At 34.7% G+C, this 20,565-nt stretch carries 13 protein-coding genes; 3 read left to right on the top strand and 10 right to left on the bottom strand.

All coding sequences use genetic code 11. From position 1 onward, the window contains the following. The first annotated feature begins 133 nt into the window (after window positions 1-133). The gene (locus ABXQ82_RS04405) at window positions 134-769 is read left to right on the top strand and encodes an MOSC domain-containing protein (RefSeq protein ID WP_367055442.1); all 636 of its coding nucleotides are present in this window, start codon (window positions 134-136) and stop codon (window positions 767-769) included. Between the two features lie 12 nt (window positions 770-781). On the opposite strand, the gene ABXQ82_RS04400 is transcribed toward ABXQ82_RS04405, so the two are convergent. The 10 genes from ABXQ82_RS04400 to ABXQ82_RS04355 all read right to left on the bottom strand — a co-directional run bounded on the left by ABXQ82_RS04400 (window position 782) and on the right by ABXQ82_RS04355 (window position 17,412). Further along, a complete protein-coding gene (locus ABXQ82_RS04400) occupies window positions 782-1,012 on the bottom strand; it encodes a DUF3820 family protein (RefSeq protein ID WP_367055439.1) in 231 nt (76 codons plus the stop codon). Continuing rightward, complete coding sequence (locus ABXQ82_RS04395; protein WP_367055437.1) at window positions 1,013-1,558, bottom strand: DUF922 domain-containing protein; 546 nt, start codon at window positions 1,556-1,558, stop codon at window positions 1,013-1,015. It lies immediately after the preceding gene. 53 nt (window positions 1,559-1,611) lie between these two features. Next, window positions 1,612-3,537, bottom strand: a complete 1,926-nt coding sequence (locus ABXQ82_RS04390; RefSeq protein WP_367055434.1) for a LysM peptidoglycan-binding domain-containing protein — start codon at window positions 3,535-3,537, stop codon at window positions 1,612-1,614. A gap of 328 nt (window positions 3,538-3,865) precedes the next feature. Then, window positions 3,866-5,401 (bottom strand): glutamine-hydrolyzing GMP synthase, encoded by a 1,536-nt coding sequence (gene guaA, locus ABXQ82_RS04385; protein ID WP_367055431.1) that lies wholly within the window; start codon window positions 5,399-5,401, stop codon window positions 3,866-3,868. Window positions 5,402-5,535: 134 nt separating this feature from the next. Next, window positions 5,536-7,137: a bacillithiol biosynthesis cysteine-adding enzyme BshC gene (gene bshC / locus ABXQ82_RS04380; RefSeq protein WP_367055428.1), complete on the bottom strand. Its 1,602-nt coding sequence runs from the start codon at window positions 7,135-7,137 to the stop codon at window positions 5,536-5,538. Window positions 7,138-7,377: 240 nt separating this feature from the next. Beyond that, window positions 7,378-8,085: a hypothetical protein gene (locus ABXQ82_RS04375; RefSeq protein ID WP_367055425.1), complete on the bottom strand. Its 708-nt coding sequence runs from the start codon at window positions 8,083-8,085 to the stop codon at window positions 7,378-7,380. After that, window positions 8,082-13,811, bottom strand: coding sequence for a T9SS type A sorting domain-containing protein (locus tag ABXQ82_RS04370; protein ID WP_367055422.1), 5,730 nt, complete (start codon window positions 13,809-13,811; stop codon window positions 8,082-8,084). The genes ABXQ82_RS04375 and ABXQ82_RS04370 overlap by 4 nt, the downstream gene beginning before the upstream one ends. A 57-nt stretch (window positions 13,812-13,868) precedes the next feature. Continuing rightward, window positions 13,869-16,115: a hypothetical protein gene (locus ABXQ82_RS04365; RefSeq protein WP_367055419.1), complete on the bottom strand. Its 2,247-nt coding sequence runs from the start codon at window positions 16,113-16,115 to the stop codon at window positions 13,869-13,871. Window positions 16,116-16,136: 21 nt separating this feature from the next. After that, the gene (locus ABXQ82_RS04360; RefSeq protein ID WP_367055416.1) at window positions 16,137-16,673 is read right to left on the bottom strand and encodes a T9SS type A sorting domain-containing protein; all 537 of its coding nucleotides are present in this window, start codon (window positions 16,671-16,673) and stop codon (window positions 16,137-16,139) included. Window positions 16,674-16,767: 94 nt separating this feature from the next. Then, complete coding sequence (locus ABXQ82_RS04355; RefSeq protein WP_367055413.1) at window positions 16,768-17,412, bottom strand: hypothetical protein; 645 nt, start codon at window positions 17,410-17,412, stop codon at window positions 16,768-16,770. 346 nt (window positions 17,413-17,758) lie between these two features. Between ABXQ82_RS04355 and ABXQ82_RS04350 the strand changes: the two genes are divergently transcribed. Both ABXQ82_RS04350 and ABXQ82_RS04345 read left to right on the top strand, forming a co-directional pair. Beyond that, the gene (locus ABXQ82_RS04350) at window positions 17,759-19,021 is read left to right on the top strand and encodes a carboxypeptidase-like regulatory domain-containing protein (protein WP_367055410.1); all 1,263 of its coding nucleotides are present in this window, start codon (window positions 17,759-17,761) and stop codon (window positions 19,019-19,021) included. 229 nt (window positions 19,022-19,250) lie between these two features. Continuing rightward, complete coding sequence (locus ABXQ82_RS04345) at window positions 19,251-20,504, top strand: ammonium transporter (protein WP_367055406.1); 1,254 nt, start codon at window positions 19,251-19,253, stop codon at window positions 20,502-20,504. Window positions 20,505-20,565 lie beyond the last annotated feature (61 nt).

Genomic DNA, 20,565 nt, shown 5'->3' with positions numbered 1-20,565 from the left:
ATTAAAAAAAGTATGGATTTATCGTGTAAAATAGCTATTTCCAGTTTATCATTTCCTTAATTCACAGTTAATCAATTGCTAATTTATAACGACCAGCATAAAAATTTCATTACTTTTAGTTTAAACTTTTAAAATGCACATTCAATCTACAAATATTGCTGAACCTAAAACTATGTTATGGCATGGAAAAAAAGTAAGCACAGGCATTTACAAAGTGCCTACTCCTAAACCAATTTATCTTGGAAAAGAAGGCATAAAAGGAGATTATATAGGCGATACCAAAGTTCATGGTGGACGTTATAAAGCATGCTATCTGTTTTCTGCGGAACACTATCCACATTGGAAAAAACTGTACCCGCAATTAAAATGGAATTGGGGCATGTTTGGTGAAAACCTTAGCGTAAACGGAATGGACGAAACCCAAATAATGGTTGGGGATATTTATAAGATTGGCAACGCTTTAGTGCAAGTTTCGCAACCCAGAGAACCTTGTTTTAAATTTGGGATAAAGTTTGGTACGCAAGCTATTTTAAAACAGTTTATAAATCATGGTTTTCCTGGCACTTACGTTAGTGTTTTAGAGGAAGGATTGGTTTCTAATACTGATGAACTTAAATTGATAGAACGCCCAGAAAAAAGTTTGAGTGTGGCACAATTGTATCATTTATTTTTTGCTAAAACCAAAGACCAAGACCTTTTGAAAATTGCTATTAATTGTGAAGCTTTACCGGAAGGGAAACGAGAAAAGTTGCGTGGTTTTTTAAAATAATGTAGATTAAAATTACCTTTTCGGATATTGTTTCCTAATATTCCTAATTAAATCTTCTAAACCATTCAATTTCAATTCATAAACCTGAGTGAGCATATCGCCCAATTTCCCTTTTGGAAACCCTTTGTTATGGTACCAAACCACATAATATTCGGGCAAATCGATTAAATAGCGGTCTTTGTATTTACCATATGGCATTTTGGTATGCGCTAAATCGATAAGAAATTGTTTGTCCGGTAACATCTATTTAGTCTCTGATTTATATTTATCGAGTTTTTGAAGTTCTTTTTTAATATATAGTTGCCACCTTAGTTGCGCTTCTACTTGTCTTGAATAATCGGTTTCGGCATCGTATCTATCCTGCAATGCTGCCAATTCTTTATTGATTGTCCGGTGCAAGCTATTCAATTCTCTTTTAATGTGATGTGATACTTCAAGTTGACTGATACGCATTCTAAACTTGCGGGCATGCAACTCGGTAATATCAAAATGAAGTTGCTCGTGTCCTAAAATATGATTATCGGCTCGCTCTACTTTATACCATGATTGCTTAGGGTAAAAATGTGCGTGAACTTCAGTAGTAAAACTTACCACGCGCCCACCACTTTGCCGTATTGAAAATCCGAATGTTATACCAGAGGCGGTGGTTGCTACAGCACTTACATTTTGTCTTGGTTTTCCTTTAAAATCATTCCAAGATAATTTATAAGAGGCACTCCATGATATGACAGGTTCATTATCGTTCTGAACACATAAAAACAAACACAATCCTATACAAAATTTGAGCATGTTTTCTAATTAAAGTTTCAATTCAAACGCTCAAAAACTTTGCATATTGCTTATTATTCTACTTCAACTATTTTTAAATCGTCATACTTCACGAGATAAACAGCGTCGTTATAATACCCCCCAAAAAGTTTCTTTTTATAAGCAAATTTATTTTCTACATAAGCAGTGAGCGGTGCATTGTTTACAGACATAAATAAATCTTCTGAAGTTACCAAACGCAACACAACATCCATGGTTAAATCAAATCCTTTTACGGCACGTCTGCTTGGAGTTACATTATAAACGCGGTCGTAATTTTTAACAAAAATATTGTTGTCATCTTCACTATAACTCTTAGAAGACGTTGCAAAATGGAATTGCAATTTAGAAAGGTGGGTATTGTTAATTTCATCGCCTTCAAATGCGCCATTGAATCTTGTAGTGGCTAAAACAATATTAATTTCTTCTTCTTTTTCTTCTTTATTTTCTTTTTGAATTGAAGACGCTAAAATACTTGTCGCGTTTGACGCAAAACCCTCACTTTGGGTTTCTAAAAACACGATGTTTTCTCCTGGTTTTAGAGCAGCTTCAATATCTTCTTTGGTAACGAAATACTCGTCTTTACCTTCTTTATTTTTTCTTGAATACACAATTGTACTCGCATTGAACTCTCGTTTTAATTCATTGGCGATTGCCATATTTTTGGAATCGGCAATAATAACTATGTTTTTAGGCAAGCTATCGCTTTTAACAAAATTGATGATTTTACTTTTCAATAAATCATCTGAAGGTCTCGATTGAAAAACGTTATCATATAACTTTAAATCCGTTCCAATTGGCGACACCACCGGAACGTTATATTTCCTAAGTTCAGAAGCAACTATATCGAAGTTTTTAGAGGTTAAAGGGCCTATTACAGCATCTACATTCTCAAAATCGTTATCGCTTAAAATCCTTGACACGGCGGTGGTTTGATATTTGGTGTCATAAACATCAAGTTTAAGGGACACGCCTAATTTCTTAAGAGAGTCTATCGCCATAAGCACTCCTGAATAAAAATCTAGGGATGCATCTAAATAAGGATCTTTTTCAATACTCCTTTTGATTTCTGAAATAGAATCAAATTCCACTTTATTTAATCGAAACGGCAATAATAACGCAATGTGTTTTGCTTCAGAATCCTTAATTTTAGTTGTAAGATTTGTGAGCTCAATTTCTTCATCAATAACGCCTTCTGCATCAGAGAACGGTATTTTTAAAATCATCCCCACTTTTAAACCGCTCTCTTTTAAATCTGGATTTAAGGTTTCTAACTCGTCTTGCTCTAGTCCCAGTTTTAATTTTAGTCTATAAAACCCTTCCTTTGGTAAAACTTTATAGTAGCTGTATTTTTCATCAACTTGCTTTTCTTCTGTTTTATCAATATTTGGTACGTTAATCTGTTGCCCTTCCTGTAAAACATCGCCCATTTTTGGGTTTAATGCTTCCAATTCTGCAACAGTAATCCCAAACTTATATGCTATACGCCACTTCCCTTCCTTTGGTTGTACAACATAAGTTTTATTTTCGTCAACCGCTTCCACTTTAGTAATCTTGAAAACGGGAATTTGTAGTTTATCGCCTTTTCGAAGATTATTGGCGTATAAAAATGTGTTGTATTTTTTTATGTCCTCTTCAGCAACACCATACTTTTTTGAGATACCGTATAATGTTTCTTTTCGCTTCGTTTTATGTTTCTTAAAACCCTGTAATTCTTTAACCTCTGTAAACTTTGGTTTATTGGCCTTTGAAATAGGAATAATTAGAATGGTATTTGGTTTTAATCCCTTTTTAGCATCAGGATTTAAAGTATAAATATCAAAAGGTGTTACGTAATAGCGTTTAGCAATCTCTTCAATTGTTTCTCCTTTTTTAACCTGATGTGTACTATAGTTTTGTGCATTAACTGAAGTTAAACCAAACATTAATGTTATGACAAGGACTAAAAAAAATCTATTCATTCTTGTTGTTGTTTTATAACTAAACCACTATTAAATAGTTTATATACGTTGTTTTAATGTGATATAGACTTGCGCCTTTTGTTTTATCACTAGCATATAGTATGCCAAATTTATTGAGTGCCAGTAAGGGGGTAATGTTAAACTCTTGTGCTAAAACCCACCCCTAACCCCTCCAGCCTTCCTGCCGGCAGGCAAGGGAGGGGAACTAGATTAGTTAATCATTTTCAAATAAGCAAATAAACGCAACTATCTTCTTCAAACTTCAAACTCCACACTTCTAACTTCTAACTCTCGTCATCGGTCATCGGTCATCGCTCTCCCGTCAAAATTACTCCCACTCAATCGTGGCAGGAGGTTTTGAACTGATATCGTAAACTACTCTATTAACGCCTTTTACTTTGTTTATGATATCGTTTGATGTTTTTTGCAAAAACTCATAGGGTAAATTCACCCAATCGGCTGTCATACCATCTGTACTTTCTACCGCTCTAAGAGCCACACATTTTTCGTATGTACGCTCATCGCCCATAACACCTACACTATTTACAGGGAGTAACATGGCACCTGCCTGCCAAACTTTATCGTATAGTCCCCATTCTTTTAATCCATTAATAAAAATAGCATCTACCTCTTGGAGCATGCGTACTTTTTCGGCCGTAATATCCCCCAAAATACGAATTCCCAAACCCGGCCCTGGAAATGGGTGGCGTCCCAATAATTCTGGATCTATTCCTAATGTTGCGCCTACGCGTCTTACTTCATCTTTAAAAATAGCCCTTAAAGGTTCCACAATCTTCAATTTCATGAAATCAGGCAATCCGCCAACGTTATGGTGACTTTTAATAGTTGCCGATGGCCCGCCATTTGCCGAAACACTTTCAATCACATCTGGATAAATAGTCCCCTGGGCCAACCATTTTACGTCTTCTAATTTATGCGCTTCGTCATCAAAAACTTCTATAAAGGAATTTCCAATGGCCTTACGCTTTAATTCTGGATCTTCAATTCCGGCTAAGGCATCTAAAAACCTATCGGATGCATCAACGCCTTTTACGTTAAGCCCCATGCCTTTATATTGATTCAGCACACTTTCGAATTCGTTTTTTCGCAATAAGCCATTATTTACAAAAATACAATAGAGATTTTTGCCAATGGCTTTGTGTAATAATACTGCTGCTACGGTAGAATCCACTCCTCCCGAAAGCCCTAAAACAACCTTATCATTCCCCACTTTTTCTTGAATGGCCTCTACGGTTTCTTCAACAAAAGATTGTGGTGTCCAGTCTTGCTTTAAACCTGCAATACTTACCAAAAAATTTTCCAATATCTGCTTTCCATCCGTTGAATGATATACTTCTGGATGAAATTGGATAGCATATGTTTCTTCTCCATCAATTCTATACGCAGCATTGGCTACGTCATGTGTACTTGCAATAAGAACACCGTTATTTGGCAATTTCTTAATAGTATCGCTATGACTCATCCAAACCTGGCTTCCTGTATGGATATGGGCAAAAAACGGTTCATTACTTTTAATGAACGATAAATTTGCCCGTCCGTATTCCCTAGTATTCGATGGTGCTACTTCCCCTCCCGAAAAATGAGCTAAATATTGCGCACCGTAACAAACGGCAAGCATTGGTATTTTAGAGCGAATCCCTGATAAATCGGGATGCAATGCATCATCTCCCCTTACAGAAATTGGACTCCCAGAAAGAATTACAGCTTTGTAATCTTCTATGTTTTTTGGAATTTTATTGAATGGAAATATTTCGGAATAGATGTTGAGTTCTCTAACTCTACGTCCAATAAGTTGTGTGTATTGGGACCCGAAGTCTAAAATAAGTACCTTGTCATGTTGCATGCGCAAAAATAGGAATTGATTTTTTATTGGGGCATTGGGAGTCTTTATTTTTTAAATCGTTTTTTAAACAATTTTTGTGAATAACTAACGCTTTTAACCTTAGTTTAAATTTGTAGCAAACAGAATTATCGTATTTAAATCGTGATAATAGAAAACTCTCCTTTTAAAGGTTTTAAATTTTTAATAAGATATGGAATAAGTTGTTCGCCATACTCCAAATAAAACTCTGAGAAATTGGCATTTCGCTCTTGTAAATTGCCGTTAGGGAATAACTCGTTTTGAATATTGGTCATTCTTTTAACCTCATTAGATAATTTCTTCTTTTGAGCTTTCAGCAAACGTTTTTCCAGAGCATCGAGTCCTTTTAACTGCTTGACTTCTTGTGCTTTTACTGCACCTAAAAAAGACTTATCGGTTTGTTCTGCGAGTTGATATAAATCTTCGAATTGTTGCTGTAAATATTTCTTTTGAATTGAAAAATCAATATCAATATTTGAAATCGTCCTCACTTTTTTATTGATAAAAGAATGTCGTTTCAAGAATAAATCTTCGTTTGAAATATTCAATTTTTGAAGTTTTTCAGCTTGTTTTTCTGTTTTAATTAAAACTGAATTTCTTAAAAGCAACACGGGAAACGGAATAGCTACTTCATTAAAATATGCTTTCAACTGAAACCAATACGCCAATTCTCCACCTCCACCTATATAACATAAATTGGGCAAAATAACCTCTTGATACAATGGACGCATAATCACATTTGGCGAAAACCGCTCAGGGTGCTCTAAGAGCACTTTTTGTATCTCACTCAAACTCCAAATGATATCGGTATTTAAGACCTTATAAACATCATCTTCAAAAACGATGCGTTCTCTTATGTCTTCCGTTATATAAAAAAGGTTTATCTCTCTTGGATTGACCTGAATTTTATAATCTTCGGAAATGCTGGATAAAGCTTCATTGGTTTTAGAAACTGAATGATATGATGTTTGGTTGCGCAATTCTGTTTCAACGAAAGGCATAAACAATCGTTTTAAATCTGAATCATTGGCATCCATAATTACCAACCCATAATCTAAAAATAACTCATTTGCTAAAAAGCGGGTTGCATCCGCGAGGTTTTTATGGTTTAAATAGGCTTTTTTAAAGAGTTCTTTTAAAGTATCTGCATTTTTTCCAGTTCCTAAATCTTGAACAAACAGCTCTAAAACTTCATCTAAACCCTCTGTTGACAGTTCTCCTACTGCCCCACTTGCAACTCTATTCCATTGAAATTTCTTGCCTTTGAAATTGAAATAATTAATTTCATCAAAATCATGATCTTCTGTTGCCATCCAGTAAATTGGCACAAAATTGAACTCTGGATATTCTTTTTTTAATTCTGTTGAAAGATTAATGGCAGAGACTATTTTATATAGAAAATAAAGTGGTCCCGTAAAAAGATTAAGCTGATGCCCTGTTGTGATTGTAAAGGTGTTTTCAGAATTTAAACATTCTATATTTTGAAGTGTTAATTCTGAAATGTTACTATTTTTATAGTGTTTTTTTAAAGCTGAAACCAATACTTCTCTAGACGATTTAGGAAACGAAGATTGCTTCTCCTCTATCTGCGCTTTAAAATTTTCTAACTTAGGAAACCGATTATAAAACTGTTCCAAATCTGATTTCTGATCTAAATAATCACAAATTAAAGTTGAAAAGTATCCGGTATTTCTAAACGGTAAATAGTCTTGCTGCATATTTCAAATGAAAAAACACGTAAATATACACTTATACCCATTACTACTCAAAACGGCCCACATAATTTGTTTCTATTTCGCTTATATTTCAATATAAAATGAAACCGTAGTTAAAACTATGCTTTAATTTTCTATCTCATCTAAACAAAATATAATTCAAATTAACTATGTCCCATTTTGAATAATAATTGGTATTATACCGATTTTTAAATTCTAAAATTTAAGTTAATCCCTTTTTCCCTAAAGTACCCTAAATTGAAAAATCCCAGATTCCGAAGTATTTCCAACGGCATCTTTTGTGACTACTTTCCAATAGTAGATTGCTCCAGAAGTTACCGATACGCTCAATTCACTTGCTGTAACATTACTTGTGTGAACATCTGGATTATTGGAAGTTCCCAAATACACATCATAGCCTACAATATCATCATCAACATCACTTCCTGTCCATTGTAACGTAACATTTGGCCCGTTAACTGCCGATGCCATAGCTGGTGCAGTTATTGTTGCTGGAAATGGCGCATAGGTTTCTACACCTGGTCCTGCGTTGTAGAACTTCCAAGTGTCGCTCTTCTCGGTTTTAGAGCCAGCAGTAGATTCTACATACCATGAATATGGTGTAGCTCGGCTTATGACAATGCCTATTTTATCTTCGGCTGTACTTTCCTGGATAGAAGTACCATCTATCAAATTCACAATATAAATAGTATAACTTTCCGCTATGGTACTCGCTTCCCATTCAAAAAACACGGTACTTTGGGTTGGCGTAAAATTTGTTCCCAAATTACATAAACCATCTTCATGCGGAAACTGTAAGTTCACAATTAATGGCGATTCCGGGTTTGGAGTGCCATCTGGATTTTCTTCAGAATTGATATCATCAGAGGAATTTCCACTACATCCAAAACAGCACACAACAAAATAGAGACTATAAATTAATTTTCTCATTTCTTAACAATTTTAAAGGTGGAAATAGATTTTTTCGATGTAACAAATAAAGTATATAAACCAGAGGCAAATCTATCTGTATCAATATTTAAACTTCTATTTTTCCGTTCAGAAATAGTTTTAGAAAACACTAACTGTCCTAAATATGAATACAGATTAACTTCTATATTTTGGTCTTCTATATTTCCTAAATAAATAGTGATTTCACTTTCAAACGGATTTGGATACACAAACATTTCATCTGATAAAAATATGCTTTCTTCATGAGTACCTTGACAAGGTAAATCGGTGGAAATTTTGATGGTATTTGTACCTTTCTCCAGTTGCAGGGTCAATTTTGATTCGGTGGTTGTGAACTGCAAACCATTAAATTCTATGTTATAATTTGAATTTCCAGACATCTCGAAAGACACTTCTTTGCTAGTCCCCCGTTTCCCTGTTATAACCTCCAAATTTTCGGGATGGTTAATCACCACATCAAAACAAGTTTGAAAATTTGGCAACTCATTTGAAGTCATACATAATCTATAAGTGCCTGCAAGTAGGTCGAGAATATTTATTTCGTTGGTAAACGTATAATCTCTATTAAAATCATCGCCCACCAAATTTGCTTTGTACTCGTGGAATTCCTTTGTAGTGATATTTATTTTACCATCGTTGTTATTTAAACATGTTTCTCCTGTAATTAAAATGGTAAAATTATCATCGGGCAAAACGGAATACGGACAACCAAATAAATCTACAGCTGTTCCAAATGCTGTTCCCGGACATAGATCATCAACATTAGCAACCCCATCATTATCGGCATCAGCACATATGGTTTGATAGGTTGCGGAAGGATCTTTAAACCAATTATCGTAAGTGCCATTGGTGTTCGTAATTACTGCAACGGGATTATCCACCAAAATACAGCTTAAATCGGGGTTGTTGGTTGCGCTGAACTTTTCTAAAATAGCATTTGCACCATTTTGAAGATTCAATTTATTCTGAATAAAAAGATTGGATTGACACAAAAGTTCAGTTAATTTAGGATTTGAAGTCACACTTAAAGCCTCCAATACATTTGAAGCACAGTTTAATTTTTCTAAATCGACCAATACACTAACATCCAAAGTTGTTAAGCTGTTACTGGAAACATTCAGTTCCAATAGACTTAAGTTTGAATTTAAATTTATCTGGGACAATTCATTATTTGACACATTCAACTGTTTCAAATTTGAAAGGAATGATACATCAATATCGGTTAACACATTCCCTGAAGCATTTAAGTTTACTAAAAGTATATTGGCACTTAAATCTACCGTTGCAATGGTGTTTTCTTCAAAAAACAACGTCGTTAAACCCACAAAATCTTCAATTCCCGTTAGATCTGAAATACCATTGCTACCAATATCTAAAAATGAAATACCGTTAATGTTTGAAGTCTGCACATAATCATCTAAAGTTCCAGTATCGTAACCAAGGTTAATTAATACGGTTTCAAACCCATCATCTGGCACATAGGTTTCTCCAAAATGACAATTTATGGCGTATTGTGTCGTGGCATCCTTTAACCAAGTAACACCTCCTGGAACTGCGCCCGTATCTGTTTCTATACATATTAAATCTGCATTATTTTGTGCGTTTAGATTAGCAAGATTTGCATTTTGTCCGTTTTTAAGATTTAGAGTCTCCAATAGGTTTGAAGCACAACTTAAACTTGTCAACGCCGTATTCAAACTAAAATCTAAATCCGCCAATTGATTTACATCACAATTAAAAATCTGTAATGTGGGGATGTCACTTGGAGTAAATTCTGAAAAATTATTGTTTGCAATATTTAAGCTGACAAGATTGGTATTTTCAGAAATATCCAAAGTTTTAATTGCATTGTTTGAGCAATCGAGCGTGGTTAATAAAGTATTATCGGTTATGTCCAAATCTGAAATATTAGAATTTGAACAATTCAAAATACTTAAATTTATCAGTTTACTTAAGTCTATGGTGGTCAATGTATTATTTGAGATATTTAAATTCTGTAACGCCTTAAAATCTTCAATTCCGGTTAAATCAGAAATATTTTCAGTACTTACATCCAAATCCGTCAGGACTTCTATAACGGTAGTAGGCACATAATCATTTAAAGGTAAAATATCATATCCTAGAATAATTAATGCTTGCTCAAAATTATCATCCGGCACATAAGTTTCCCCAAAACGACAATCTAAACTATATTCTGAAGTTATATCCTTCTGCCAATTGACACCAATTACATTCACATCATCCACTTGAATACAGGTTAAATCTGGATTTAATGTGGCATTAAAAACCGAAATATTTCCATTACTACCGTTTTGGATATTCAAGAATTCTAAACGATTGTTGGAAACATTAATGCTGATTGTATTCGGACAAAATTCTTGAGGGGTGTTAGCATCTAAAGTTGGACAAGCACCTATACCCATAGTACTTAAATCGATACCGCCATCCAACATATTACCACTACAATTAAATGTCTTTAGTTGATTTAAATTGTTGGACAACATTAAACTTGAAAGTGAATTCAAACTCACATTCAACTCTATGAGGTCTGGGTTATTGCTTACGTCCAAATCTGTCAATTGGTTGCTCGCACAGGACAAAAACTTGATTGAAGGCGCAGTATTCACCAAAAGTTGACTGAGTTGATTAGTATCACAATTTAAGGTTTCGAGTAGCGTATTACTGTTGACATCAAGTTGCGCCAAATTATTTTGAGAACACTTTAACGACACTAAATTAGTGTTATTGGTAAGGGTTAAATTGGAAATTGCATTATCCGTAACATCTAAAATTTCCAGAGCGACATTTGAAGCGGTATTGAGCTGGGTTAAGTCGTTCAAGCTACAATTTAAACTCAATAATGAAGTATAATTGTTTACCGCAAGCGCTGCCAATTTATTGTTGGCACAACTCAGATTGGTCAATGTTGTATTATTCACGTTAACCGTAGCCAAATTATTGATATTGTTGCTATCACAACTTACTTCTTCAAGCGAGGTATTGTTACTTATATCTAAGGTGGTTAAATTATTATTGGAACAGTTTAGCTCCTTTAACACTAAATTGCCAGAAATATTTAACACATCCAGATTGTTATCGGCACAATCCAATGCCTCTAAATTTGTTTGTAATGCCGTGTCTAAATCGGCTAACTTATTTCCAGAACAAAATAGTTTTATTAAGTTAATGGTTCCAGTTGTGTTCAGCACCCCGTTTGGATTAGCGGGATTATTGGTTAAAAAGTAATTTGAGCCACAGTACAATTCTTCCAAATAGACCATACCACTCACATCCAAATCGTTCAAATAATTATTGCTGCACTCTAAATTCTGTAATAACGAAAATCCCTTGATCCCTTCCAGACTTTGAATTTGTTTGTTTCTAACGTTCAACGTTGTTACATGTTCAATATTTGCGGTTAACACTTGATTGTCCAAAGCCCCTGAATCCAATCCTAAATCGATCAATGCCTGTTCAAAAAAGTTATCAGGAATGGCAGTAAAACGGTTATTATCACAATCGTTATTATATGAAGTTGCCAGATCTTTTTGCCAGCCTCCAGGGATAGTTCCAATAATGGCATCATCAACATTTATGCAAAATAAATTAGGGTTGTTTGTTGCATTAAGTGTCGCTAATGTGTTGTTGTTTCCGTTTTTAATATTCAATGTGAAAAGCGCATTATCATTACAAAGTAACGCCGTAAGTGCAGTATTGGAAACAACATCCAAGTTTTCAATTTGATTAAATGAACACTCTAAAATTGCTAAAGCTGCATTATTACTTACATCTAATTCTGATAATGCATTACTGGAACAATTTAAATTCTGAAGTAACAAAAAATCTTCAATTCCTGTGAGATCCAAAATATTCAAACCTGAAATATCCAATGGGCCAACGAAAGCGTTTACTAAAACCGTTGACACAAAATTATTATTTGGAATGCCATCGCCTAAACCATTTGCTTCAAGATAGATTTCAAAATTATTATCGGGCACATAGGTCCCACAATTCAAATTATATAATGCCGGTGCATCTTTCTGCCAACCTACCGCCGCATTGGCATTGGCAACATTATCAACTTCAATACAGAATAAATGGGCATTATTTGTGGCGTTAAAGCTTGATAGGCTGCCATTATTTCCATTCTTAATATTTAGAGCGAACAAATTATTAGCGTTACACAAAAGTGTGGTTAATGTTGTATTAGCGACAGTATTTAAATTTTCAATTTGATTGTTTGAACAATCTATAGCGGTCAATAAAGTATTTCCGCTTAAGTCTAAACTAACTAACGAATTATTTGAGCAATTAAAATCTATGAGTGCAGTATTACCATTGATACTTAAATTAGAAATCGAATTGTTTGAACAATCAAGCGTATTAAGTAATATATTCGTATTCAAATCGATATTTAATAGCATATTGCTAGAACAATCGAGTTGTAGTATGTCCGTATTTGTTGCTAAATCTAAATCTTCAAGAGTATTGATACTGCAATCTAAAATTTCCAATGCATCAAAATCTTCAATTCCTGTAAGATCAGAAATGGCTTTATTTGACACATCAAGCGTTGTAAGCCCATTGATATTTAAGGTTAATACGAAATTATCCAAGACATCGTCATGGTTGGCGTCAATTAGTGCTTGTTCAAAATTATCATCTGGAATATAGGTAAAAATATCTGCACAAGTGGTTTCGCCATAATAGGTCCAATCATCTTTTAGCCAAGTGCTTGGAGGGGTAAAACCAACATCAACCTGAATACAGAATAAATCTGGATTATCCTCAGCACTAAACGTTGAAACCAAATCGTTAAACCCATTTGCAACATTCAAAACCGTTAGTTGGTTTTGGGATACGTTAATCGAACCTGTTCCCTGACACACGGTAATCGGGTCGGTTTGTGGGTCAGGACACGCCACAATATTAATTGTCGTTAAGTCTAAAGCAGTCAATAAATTATCGGAAGCATCCAGATTTTTTAAAACCGTATTGGAAGACAGATTTAAAATTGAAATTTGATTTGAAGCGCAGAATAGGTTCTCTAAAATTGTATTGTTACTCACATCCAATGTACCGGTCAATCTGTTTTTTGAAACGTTAAGCAAGGACAAATCATTATGCTTACTGACATCAATATTAGACAACTGATTACTAGAACATGTTAGGTTTTTCAGAAGTGGATTATATGGGTTTTGCGTTCCAGCATCCACTAAATTCAAATTCTGTATTTGATTATTGGAACAATTGAGGGTTTCTAAATTGGGATTGTTCTCTAATTGAAGCGCCGTTAAAAGATTGGAACCACAGAGTAAAGACCTTAAATTGGTATTGTTAGATACATCAATAGTAGTTAAATTATTCCCACTACAGAGTAGCGTTTCTAAATTTGTAAAATCCTGAATACCTGTCAAATCCAAAATATCCAAATTACTGACATCGAGCGATAATACACCCGAAATATTTGCTGTAGTAACAGTAGCATTCCCAGCAACACCATCCCCCATACTATTTGCATCGCCAAGGTTTACTGTTATTCCGTTTTCATCATGGGTTTCAAGATAGTCTTCAAAATTGGCATCCGGTATTGCCGTTGTTTGCGCAGAAGCACACAATACTCCAAAGCATAAGACGACTAAAGAAAGAATACATTTTTTCTTCAGCTTTAAAGTATAAAAGAAGATGTTTATATAGAAAGACATTTACTGTTTTTTAAAGTTAACTTATTTAGAAATCCACTTACCACTTCTTCCTAATTTTTAGTGACCGCCTTTTTTATCTATTTCCTTATGATAGTGAAACTGCTTGTCTAACTTTGATTTTAATTGTGCCAGAAGTCGTTCTTTATACTGAGGATCACTCTTAAGTTTTTGAAATAAGAAATTGTTTTCTACATCCACACCATCCAAACGCATTTGCTCTTCGGCCATTTCCAAACCTTTTTCAAAATCTTCGCGGGTTACTTCCCAATACACTATTTCGCCTTTATCTGTATCGATAATTTCATATTTTCTATCATCATAATGTTCAGCAGTATTGGTTTCCTTTTCTTTATGTTCTTCATGTGATTTTTTAGAAGCTACAGCATTGACAGTTTCAGGATTAGCAAGCATCTCATAAATGGCGGTAATTTGCGCTTTTAAACCTTGAATCTCAACAGCTTGAGCCTCAACTTTTTGTTCCAGCCTTTCAACGATAGCGTTATTATCATTTCTATTTAATCCAACGGCAACATTTACCAAATTAAAACCTAACGCATTATTACTATTTGTCCATGCTATTCCAACAATATCCTTAATTTGATGCGCTGCTATTTTTGATGGTGCAACGGCTTTACCGATACCATCGTTATTTCCACTAGGGATAATATAATCGCCAATGCTTACTTTTCCAAACACCTTAACTGGCACCTGTCCCATAAAAGCAACCTTTTCGTAATTGGCTTCTTCACTAGGCTGCGGCATATTCCCCAAAACAATTGGTCTAAAAGAAACCACCATAAAGCGTTCGGCACTACTAGTCTTTTTAGATATTTTACCACCATTAACACCCACGATATCTCCATAGGTCATTTGTTCATTTTGATGTTCCCGCAATAAATATTCCGCATAATCTCCCGCTCCAGAGGCATAAGACACCCCTATAAAATCTATTTTGTTGTCATCGTAATCCACTTTATAACCGCGAGCGCGATTAAGCGCATCTTGAGCAAAACCAACCTGAATACCATCTGAAATAACTTCGGCAGCTGCAAAAGCGATATCTGCAGGCCCAGGTGAAGCCAGACAACCTCCCAAACCAAAACAACCCCTGAAATCTGTGGCTGCTTTAATAACCTGTAATGCACCAATAGCCGCATCAGCGATGGCAAAATTACGGTCTATTTGCGCTTCATATATATCATATTCAAGTGAGGTTTGGTCAAATAAATAATCGGCATTGTTTTCAAACTCGCTTTCTATTTCACCTTCAATTCTACCCCAAATATCGGTATCATCCCAAAAGGAAATAAAGTTGTTACCATTTCTTCTGCTCCCATTAACTTTAACAGCAATTCCTTGGTTACTCCCTTGCACCAGCAAAGGATAGTTGCCCATATCAAGTCCTGGATCATTTACAGCTTGTGGAGGTGAGGCATTGTCGTAAGCAATATTACCAGTGGAAACGGTGGATGTTATTTTAATTTGTTCTGTAGATTCAACTTCAAGCGTGCCAAAAAGATTTGTACTTTCATTAATTCTAAGTGTTTGAGCCTCTAAATCTCCAAAGGTTGCCTGTCCTGTGGCTTCAAAATCGGCTACAGTTGTTTTACCTATTACATCCAATGTGCCGTTAAGCAATGTCGAAGCATCTGCATCTATTCCACCAGGTGTTCCAACATTTAAATCCCCAGATAAATTTGTAACACTCTTATTATTTACATCTAATGTCCCATTCAAATTTGTAGTACCGTCAACAATTAAATCTCCTGTTAAATTTGAGGGGTTTCCGCCACTAACCAAAAAAGTACTTTTTAATTCTGTAGGACCTCCTACGGTCAATTCCCTATTTAGAAATGTGTCGTCATTAACATGCAAAGTACCTTCGGCGGTAATGTTTCTATGGGCAACATAAGGCACATAGGTTAGTTTTTCTATGCTCATGTCTAAAAAACCATCGCCATTTTTAAAGTCAATTTCAACTTTTAAAGACTTTGGATCCCCGTTCCAATCAATTTTCTCGAAATCGTCATAATTCCCTGCGCCAATAATTAAGTTAATTCTACCAAACTCATCTGTAGTTGTGTTTTGTATTCCAGAATACTCTACAACACCACTTCCTGGAGCAATAATTGAGAATTTAATAGCTACTTCGGCACTTGGCAAATAATTACCTTCAGAATCTACTCCGGGCAATTCTAATACATCAGGAGCTATAATTACTGCTTGATAAGAGATACCTTCAGTTTGTGCGAATGTTTGTATCGTAAGAAAAAGAAATAAAATTAGGGTAGTTATACGTTTCATAACAGATTGGTTTTATGGGTACTATATTTTTATGAGTTTTGAATTAAAAAGCTTTCCGTTAGAAATAGCCTTTAATAAGTAAGACCCAGACGAGAGGTGTTTCAGGTCTAACTGAATATGTTTTGCTGGCGAAAACGCCCTTGTATAGATTAATTTCCCACTTACATCATAAACTAATACCGTAAGTTCCTTTTCAATAGTTTCATTAAAAGCAATAGCAATTTCATCACCAAAAGGATTTGGATATACTGTAGCGTTTAAACTATTGTTAATTGAATTTTTTACAATTTTAATCCTTTTATGAGGTTGCTGAAAGCCTTGTCTCAAATAATAGCCATTTCTTGAAGAAGTCCCAATGACACTTGATTGGCCTATACTTTGACTTACTCTATACTGTCCTTTTGAAGTCGCTATAATTTTAGACGACCCTCCAACACCTAAATTCGATCTTATTATTCTGTATGCCGTTTTGTTACTTTCATTTTGAGCCTGAATAGAAAGCCCAGAACAAATCCCGAGCATTAGAAATACTAATATTTTAAGTCGTTCTGTTTTCATAAACTTTTTCTTCAAACACTCATTATTCATCTAAGCTATGATAAATATGCGCAATATACTAGTGTGTCCATGGTTTGTCCACCCTTAAAACCCTTTAAAAATCGCAATAACAGTTTGGTAAGTTTATAATGAAACCAATTCCAAATTGGTGTGCGTTTAGCTTTAGCTTTTCGGCGCTTTCTCCACTATTAATCAGAACAGATTTCCCGTAATTATAACCTGCTATAATCGCAGTACTATTAGAAATAGGATATTGCATACTTACTCCAGCCCTTAGAAATAGAATATTATTGTTGAATTCTTCTTCACCTACAAGATTAAAAACATCATTATTTATAGTTTGGTTTCCCCGTATCATAAATTCTGAAGCAACCGCACCATTCGCAAAAAAAATGAGATCCCTTAATCTAAATAGTTTTACATCCAATCCTGCTTTAATCCCCAAATAACTTACATCCCAAGCAAAATAATTATCTACACTAGATTCACTACCAATGGCACCATAATTATTATAAGAGAGTCCTGCGTTTAAAAATAGTGTCTTGGCTTTATTGAGCGTGTGCCTATAACCCATCCCAAAATAGGACTCTGATTTTGACAAAAGATTGTCCAATGGCTGCCCTTGGGAGTTTTCATAATCAAACGAAGAAATGGTAGAGCCATATTCCATATATAGCTGCTGGCTGTAACTATAAATACTTGAAATAAAAAAGAGCATTATGAGTAATTGTTTCTTCATATGATTATAAATAATATGGCCTTAAAAATTGAGATTGCGATAAATTGTGGGAATGGTAAAACTGTTGCTAGAGCAATGTGTTATGATTGGCATTTTTTAAAAAGGTTGGTTACCCCTAAGATATCGATACATATGCTATAAAAAAAATAAAACTGCTGATGTCCACCTTTTGTCCATTAAAAAGTACAGTCATAATTCTCAAGTTTAGCAGCTTTAAAATAAAAAAACATAGTTACACCACAATTTTTAATAGAGGTGAAAGTTAATTTTTTTGTTAAAAACCAACTGACTATTAATATGTTACTCTTTTTTTTCGTAAATTAAAGAGAATTTAAACCCTACAATTATGAAAAAGATAGCTTCCTTTAGATTTAAGTGCTTCTTTTTACTTCTTGCTTGTGCTTCTTTTATTTTAAGCGCTCAAGATTCACAGGCCATTAAAGAAATAAGCGGTAAAATAGTTGACCAAAAATCTAAAAACGCATTGGTATTTACGGATTTGTCTGTAAGCGGATCAAACATTAGTACGGTAACAAACTCTGATGGCGACTTTTTACTTAAAATACCCTATGAGTATCTAGGAGAAAAATTGATAATAACACATTTAGGATACGAAAAAAGGGAACTTGATATTGTTGATCTTGGAAAAGATGAAAAGATACTATTAGCTCCAAGTTTAACAGAACTGAGTGCCGTTAGCATTTCTGTGCCACAATTTGATGCCAAAACTTTAGTGATCAAAACCTTAGCGAATAAAAGTAGTGTTTATCATAATAAGAATGCTTTAATGACAGCGTTTTATAGAGAAACAATTAAAAAAAGAAGGAAAAACGCCTCTTTATCTGAAGCTGTTGTTAAAATACACAAACAACCTTATAACAATATTAGGAAAGATAGGATTGAATTAATTAAGTCGAGAAAAAACACAAACTATTCTAGACTGGATACACTTGCTTTAAAATTGCAAGGTGGGCCTTTTAGTAATCTATACACAGACTTAGTGAAATATCCTGAGTTTATATTTACAGATGAAGATATTGAACTCTATGATTTTGACTATGATGCCTCTACTAATATCAATAAAAACCTAGTTTATGTTGTAAATTTCAAACAAAAAAAGCATATCAAAACGCCCATGCACTATGGCAAGCTTTATATTGACGCAAATACTTTAGCCTTAACAAATGCTGAATATAGTTTGAATGTAAAAAACAGGGAATTATCTAGTAGAATGTTTGTTCGTAAAAAACCTAGAAAAGTAGATGTATATCCTACTGAAGCAACATACAAAGTTAAATACCGAACTCAAAATGGCAAATGGCACTATGCTTACAGTAATATTGGCTTGAGATTTAAAGTAAACTGGAAAGGCAAATTATTCAATAGCGTTTATACGTTAAATAGTGAAATGGCAATTACAGATTGGGAAATACCCGAAACTAAAATTGCTAAAGCAAGACATAGAATGCTGCGACCTTCCACAATATTAACAGAACAAACTTCCGGTTTCTCAGATCCTGAATTCTGGGGTGCCTATAATATCATTGAACCTGAAAAATCTATTGAAAACGCTATCAAAAAAATCCGAAAACAGTTGAAGCGAACATAATTTTTTTAAATGAGTGTTGTTAATAACAATCCTTAGACGTAAAACCCGATACAGTAAAAATACATTGTATCGGGTTTTTTTGATTAATTTTTAACGAAATTCAGGAATGACTTAAAATTTCATATAACCTTTTGGGTTTTATGAAATCTTCAAAAAACAACAATTAAAATTCCCTATATTGCCGACTTTCCAAAAAAAACCACATTAAACTAACCAAAAATCAATTTTTATGCAAGAAGTCGCAACCGCAGCACTAGAACAAACAGAATTAATTTCAGCAATTGATACCGTTTGGGTCTCAATCTGTGCTGCAATTATTTTTTTAATGGAAGGAGGGTTTGCACTTCTGGAAGCTGGATTTGTAAGAGCCAAAAACACCATGAGCATCATTGCTAAAGTGATGATAGATATTGTGTTTGGAGGCATCGCTTTTTATGCTGTAGGCTTCGGGATTGCCTATGGAGCTTCAAACGGATGGTTTGCATTTGATACGGGAATTACCGATGGTGATTTAGGATTGGGACTCACAGTTTCAAACAAATTATTTTGGTTTATCCAGCTAGGGTTTGCCATTGCTGCTATCTCAATAGTTTCGGGCGCAGTAGCTGAGCGTATGAAAGTATGGTCTTATGTCCTTTTTGTAATTCTATTTTGTGCCATAATGTATCCTTTGGCTGCCAATTGGGTTTGGAATCCTAATGGATGGCTTGCTACCCGTGGGTTTAACGACTTTGCTGGATCTGCCGCCGTACATGCCATGGGAGGTTTTGCTGCCTTGGCCGCAGCAATTGTTCTGGGACCGCGACTTGGAAAATACGACCAAGACGGAAAACCTGTTGCAATTCCCGGACATAATTTACCACTCGCGGCCGTTGGAGGTTTTATCCTTTGGTTTGGTTGGTTTGGCTTCAATCCAGGATCTACTTTAGGCGCCGTTGGAAATTGGGAACTTATAGGTACTATTGCCACAAACACCTTTTTAGCATCTGCCGGTGGCGGTATTGCTACAATGGTTTACACGTATTTTAAATACGGACAGATAGATGTTACCATGACCATTAATGGTGTTTTAGCAGGATTGGTAGCTGTAACCGCGGGTTGTAATGTTGTTGATTCTGGTTCTGCAATAATTATTGGTCTTATTGCGGGTGTAATAGTCGATGTAGCTGTAATTTATATTGATAAATTGAATATAGACGATCCCGTTGGAGCAATAGCTGTGCATGGAGTAAATGGCTTATTCGGAACTATAGCTGTAGGCCTGTTTGCTGCCGAAGGCGGTTTGTTTTTTGGAGGAGGTACTAGCTTATTAGCAACTCAAGCTATTGGTGTACTTGTTATTGCTGCTTTTTCTTTTGTGGTTACATTTGTAATTATGAAGCTAATGCAAAAAACTGTTGGAATTAGGGTTTCCGAAACAGAGGAACGCGCTGGTATTGATGCCGTTTCTTTTGGTGTAGAAGCCTATACAACCTTTGAATAATTAGAGCTAACCATAAAAATTAAGATTCTTTATAAAATTAAATAGGTTGTGCTATTAAATA

The organism is Algibacter sp. 2305UL17-15, assembly GCF_040720935.1.
Classification (GTDB): domain Bacteria; phylum Bacteroidota; class Bacteroidia; order Flavobacteriales; family Flavobacteriaceae; genus Jejuia.
Note: the sequence above shows the minus strand (reverse complement) of the source record. Positions and strands in the feature narration are given on the sequence as shown.

What these genes read in the sequence shown, in the direction of transcription:
- ABXQ82_RS04405 (WP_367055442.1), top strand. Translation starts at nt 134, where the DNA reads ATGCACATTCAATCTACAAATATTGCTGAACCTAAAACTATGTTATGG.
- ABXQ82_RS04400 (WP_367055439.1), bottom strand. Translation starts at nt 1,012, where the DNA reads ATGTTACCGGACAAACAATTTCTTATCGATTTAGCGCATACCAAAATG.
- ABXQ82_RS04395 (WP_367055437.1), bottom strand. Translation starts at nt 1,558, where the DNA reads ATGCTCAAATTTTGTATAGGATTGTGTTTGTTTTTATGTGTTCAGAAC.
- ABXQ82_RS04390 (WP_367055434.1), bottom strand. Translation starts at nt 3,537, where the DNA reads ATGAATAGATTTTTTTTAGTCCTTGTCATAACATTAATGTTTGGTTTA.
- guaA (WP_367055431.1), bottom strand. Translation starts at nt 5,401, where the DNA reads ATGCAACATGACAAGGTACTTATTTTAGACTTCGGGTCCCAATACACA.
- bshC (WP_367055428.1), bottom strand. Translation starts at nt 7,137, where the DNA reads ATGCAGCAAGACTATTTACCGTTTAGAAATACCGGATACTTTTCAACT.
- ABXQ82_RS04375 (WP_367055425.1), bottom strand. Translation starts at nt 8,085, where the DNA reads ATGAGAAAATTAATTTATAGTCTCTATTTTGTTGTGTGCTGTTTTGGA.
- ABXQ82_RS04370 (WP_367055422.1), bottom strand. Translation starts at nt 13,811, where the DNA reads ATGTCTTTCTATATAAACATCTTCTTTTATACTTTAAAGCTGAAGAAA.
- ABXQ82_RS04365 (WP_367055419.1), bottom strand. Translation starts at nt 16,115, where the DNA reads ATGAAACGTATAACTACCCTAATTTTATTTCTTTTTCTTACGATACAA.
- ABXQ82_RS04360 (WP_367055416.1), bottom strand. Translation starts at nt 16,673, where the DNA reads ATGAAAACAGAACGACTTAAAATATTAGTATTTCTAATGCTCGGGATT.
- ABXQ82_RS04355 (WP_367055413.1), bottom strand. Translation starts at nt 17,412, where the DNA reads ATGAAGAAACAATTACTCATAATGCTCTTTTTTATTTCAAGTATTTAT.
- ABXQ82_RS04350 (WP_367055410.1), top strand. Translation starts at nt 17,759, where the DNA reads ATGAAAAAGATAGCTTCCTTTAGATTTAAGTGCTTCTTTTTACTTCTT.
- ABXQ82_RS04345 (WP_367055406.1), top strand. Translation starts at nt 19,251, where the DNA reads ATGCAAGAAGTCGCAACCGCAGCACTAGAACAAACAGAATTAATTTCA.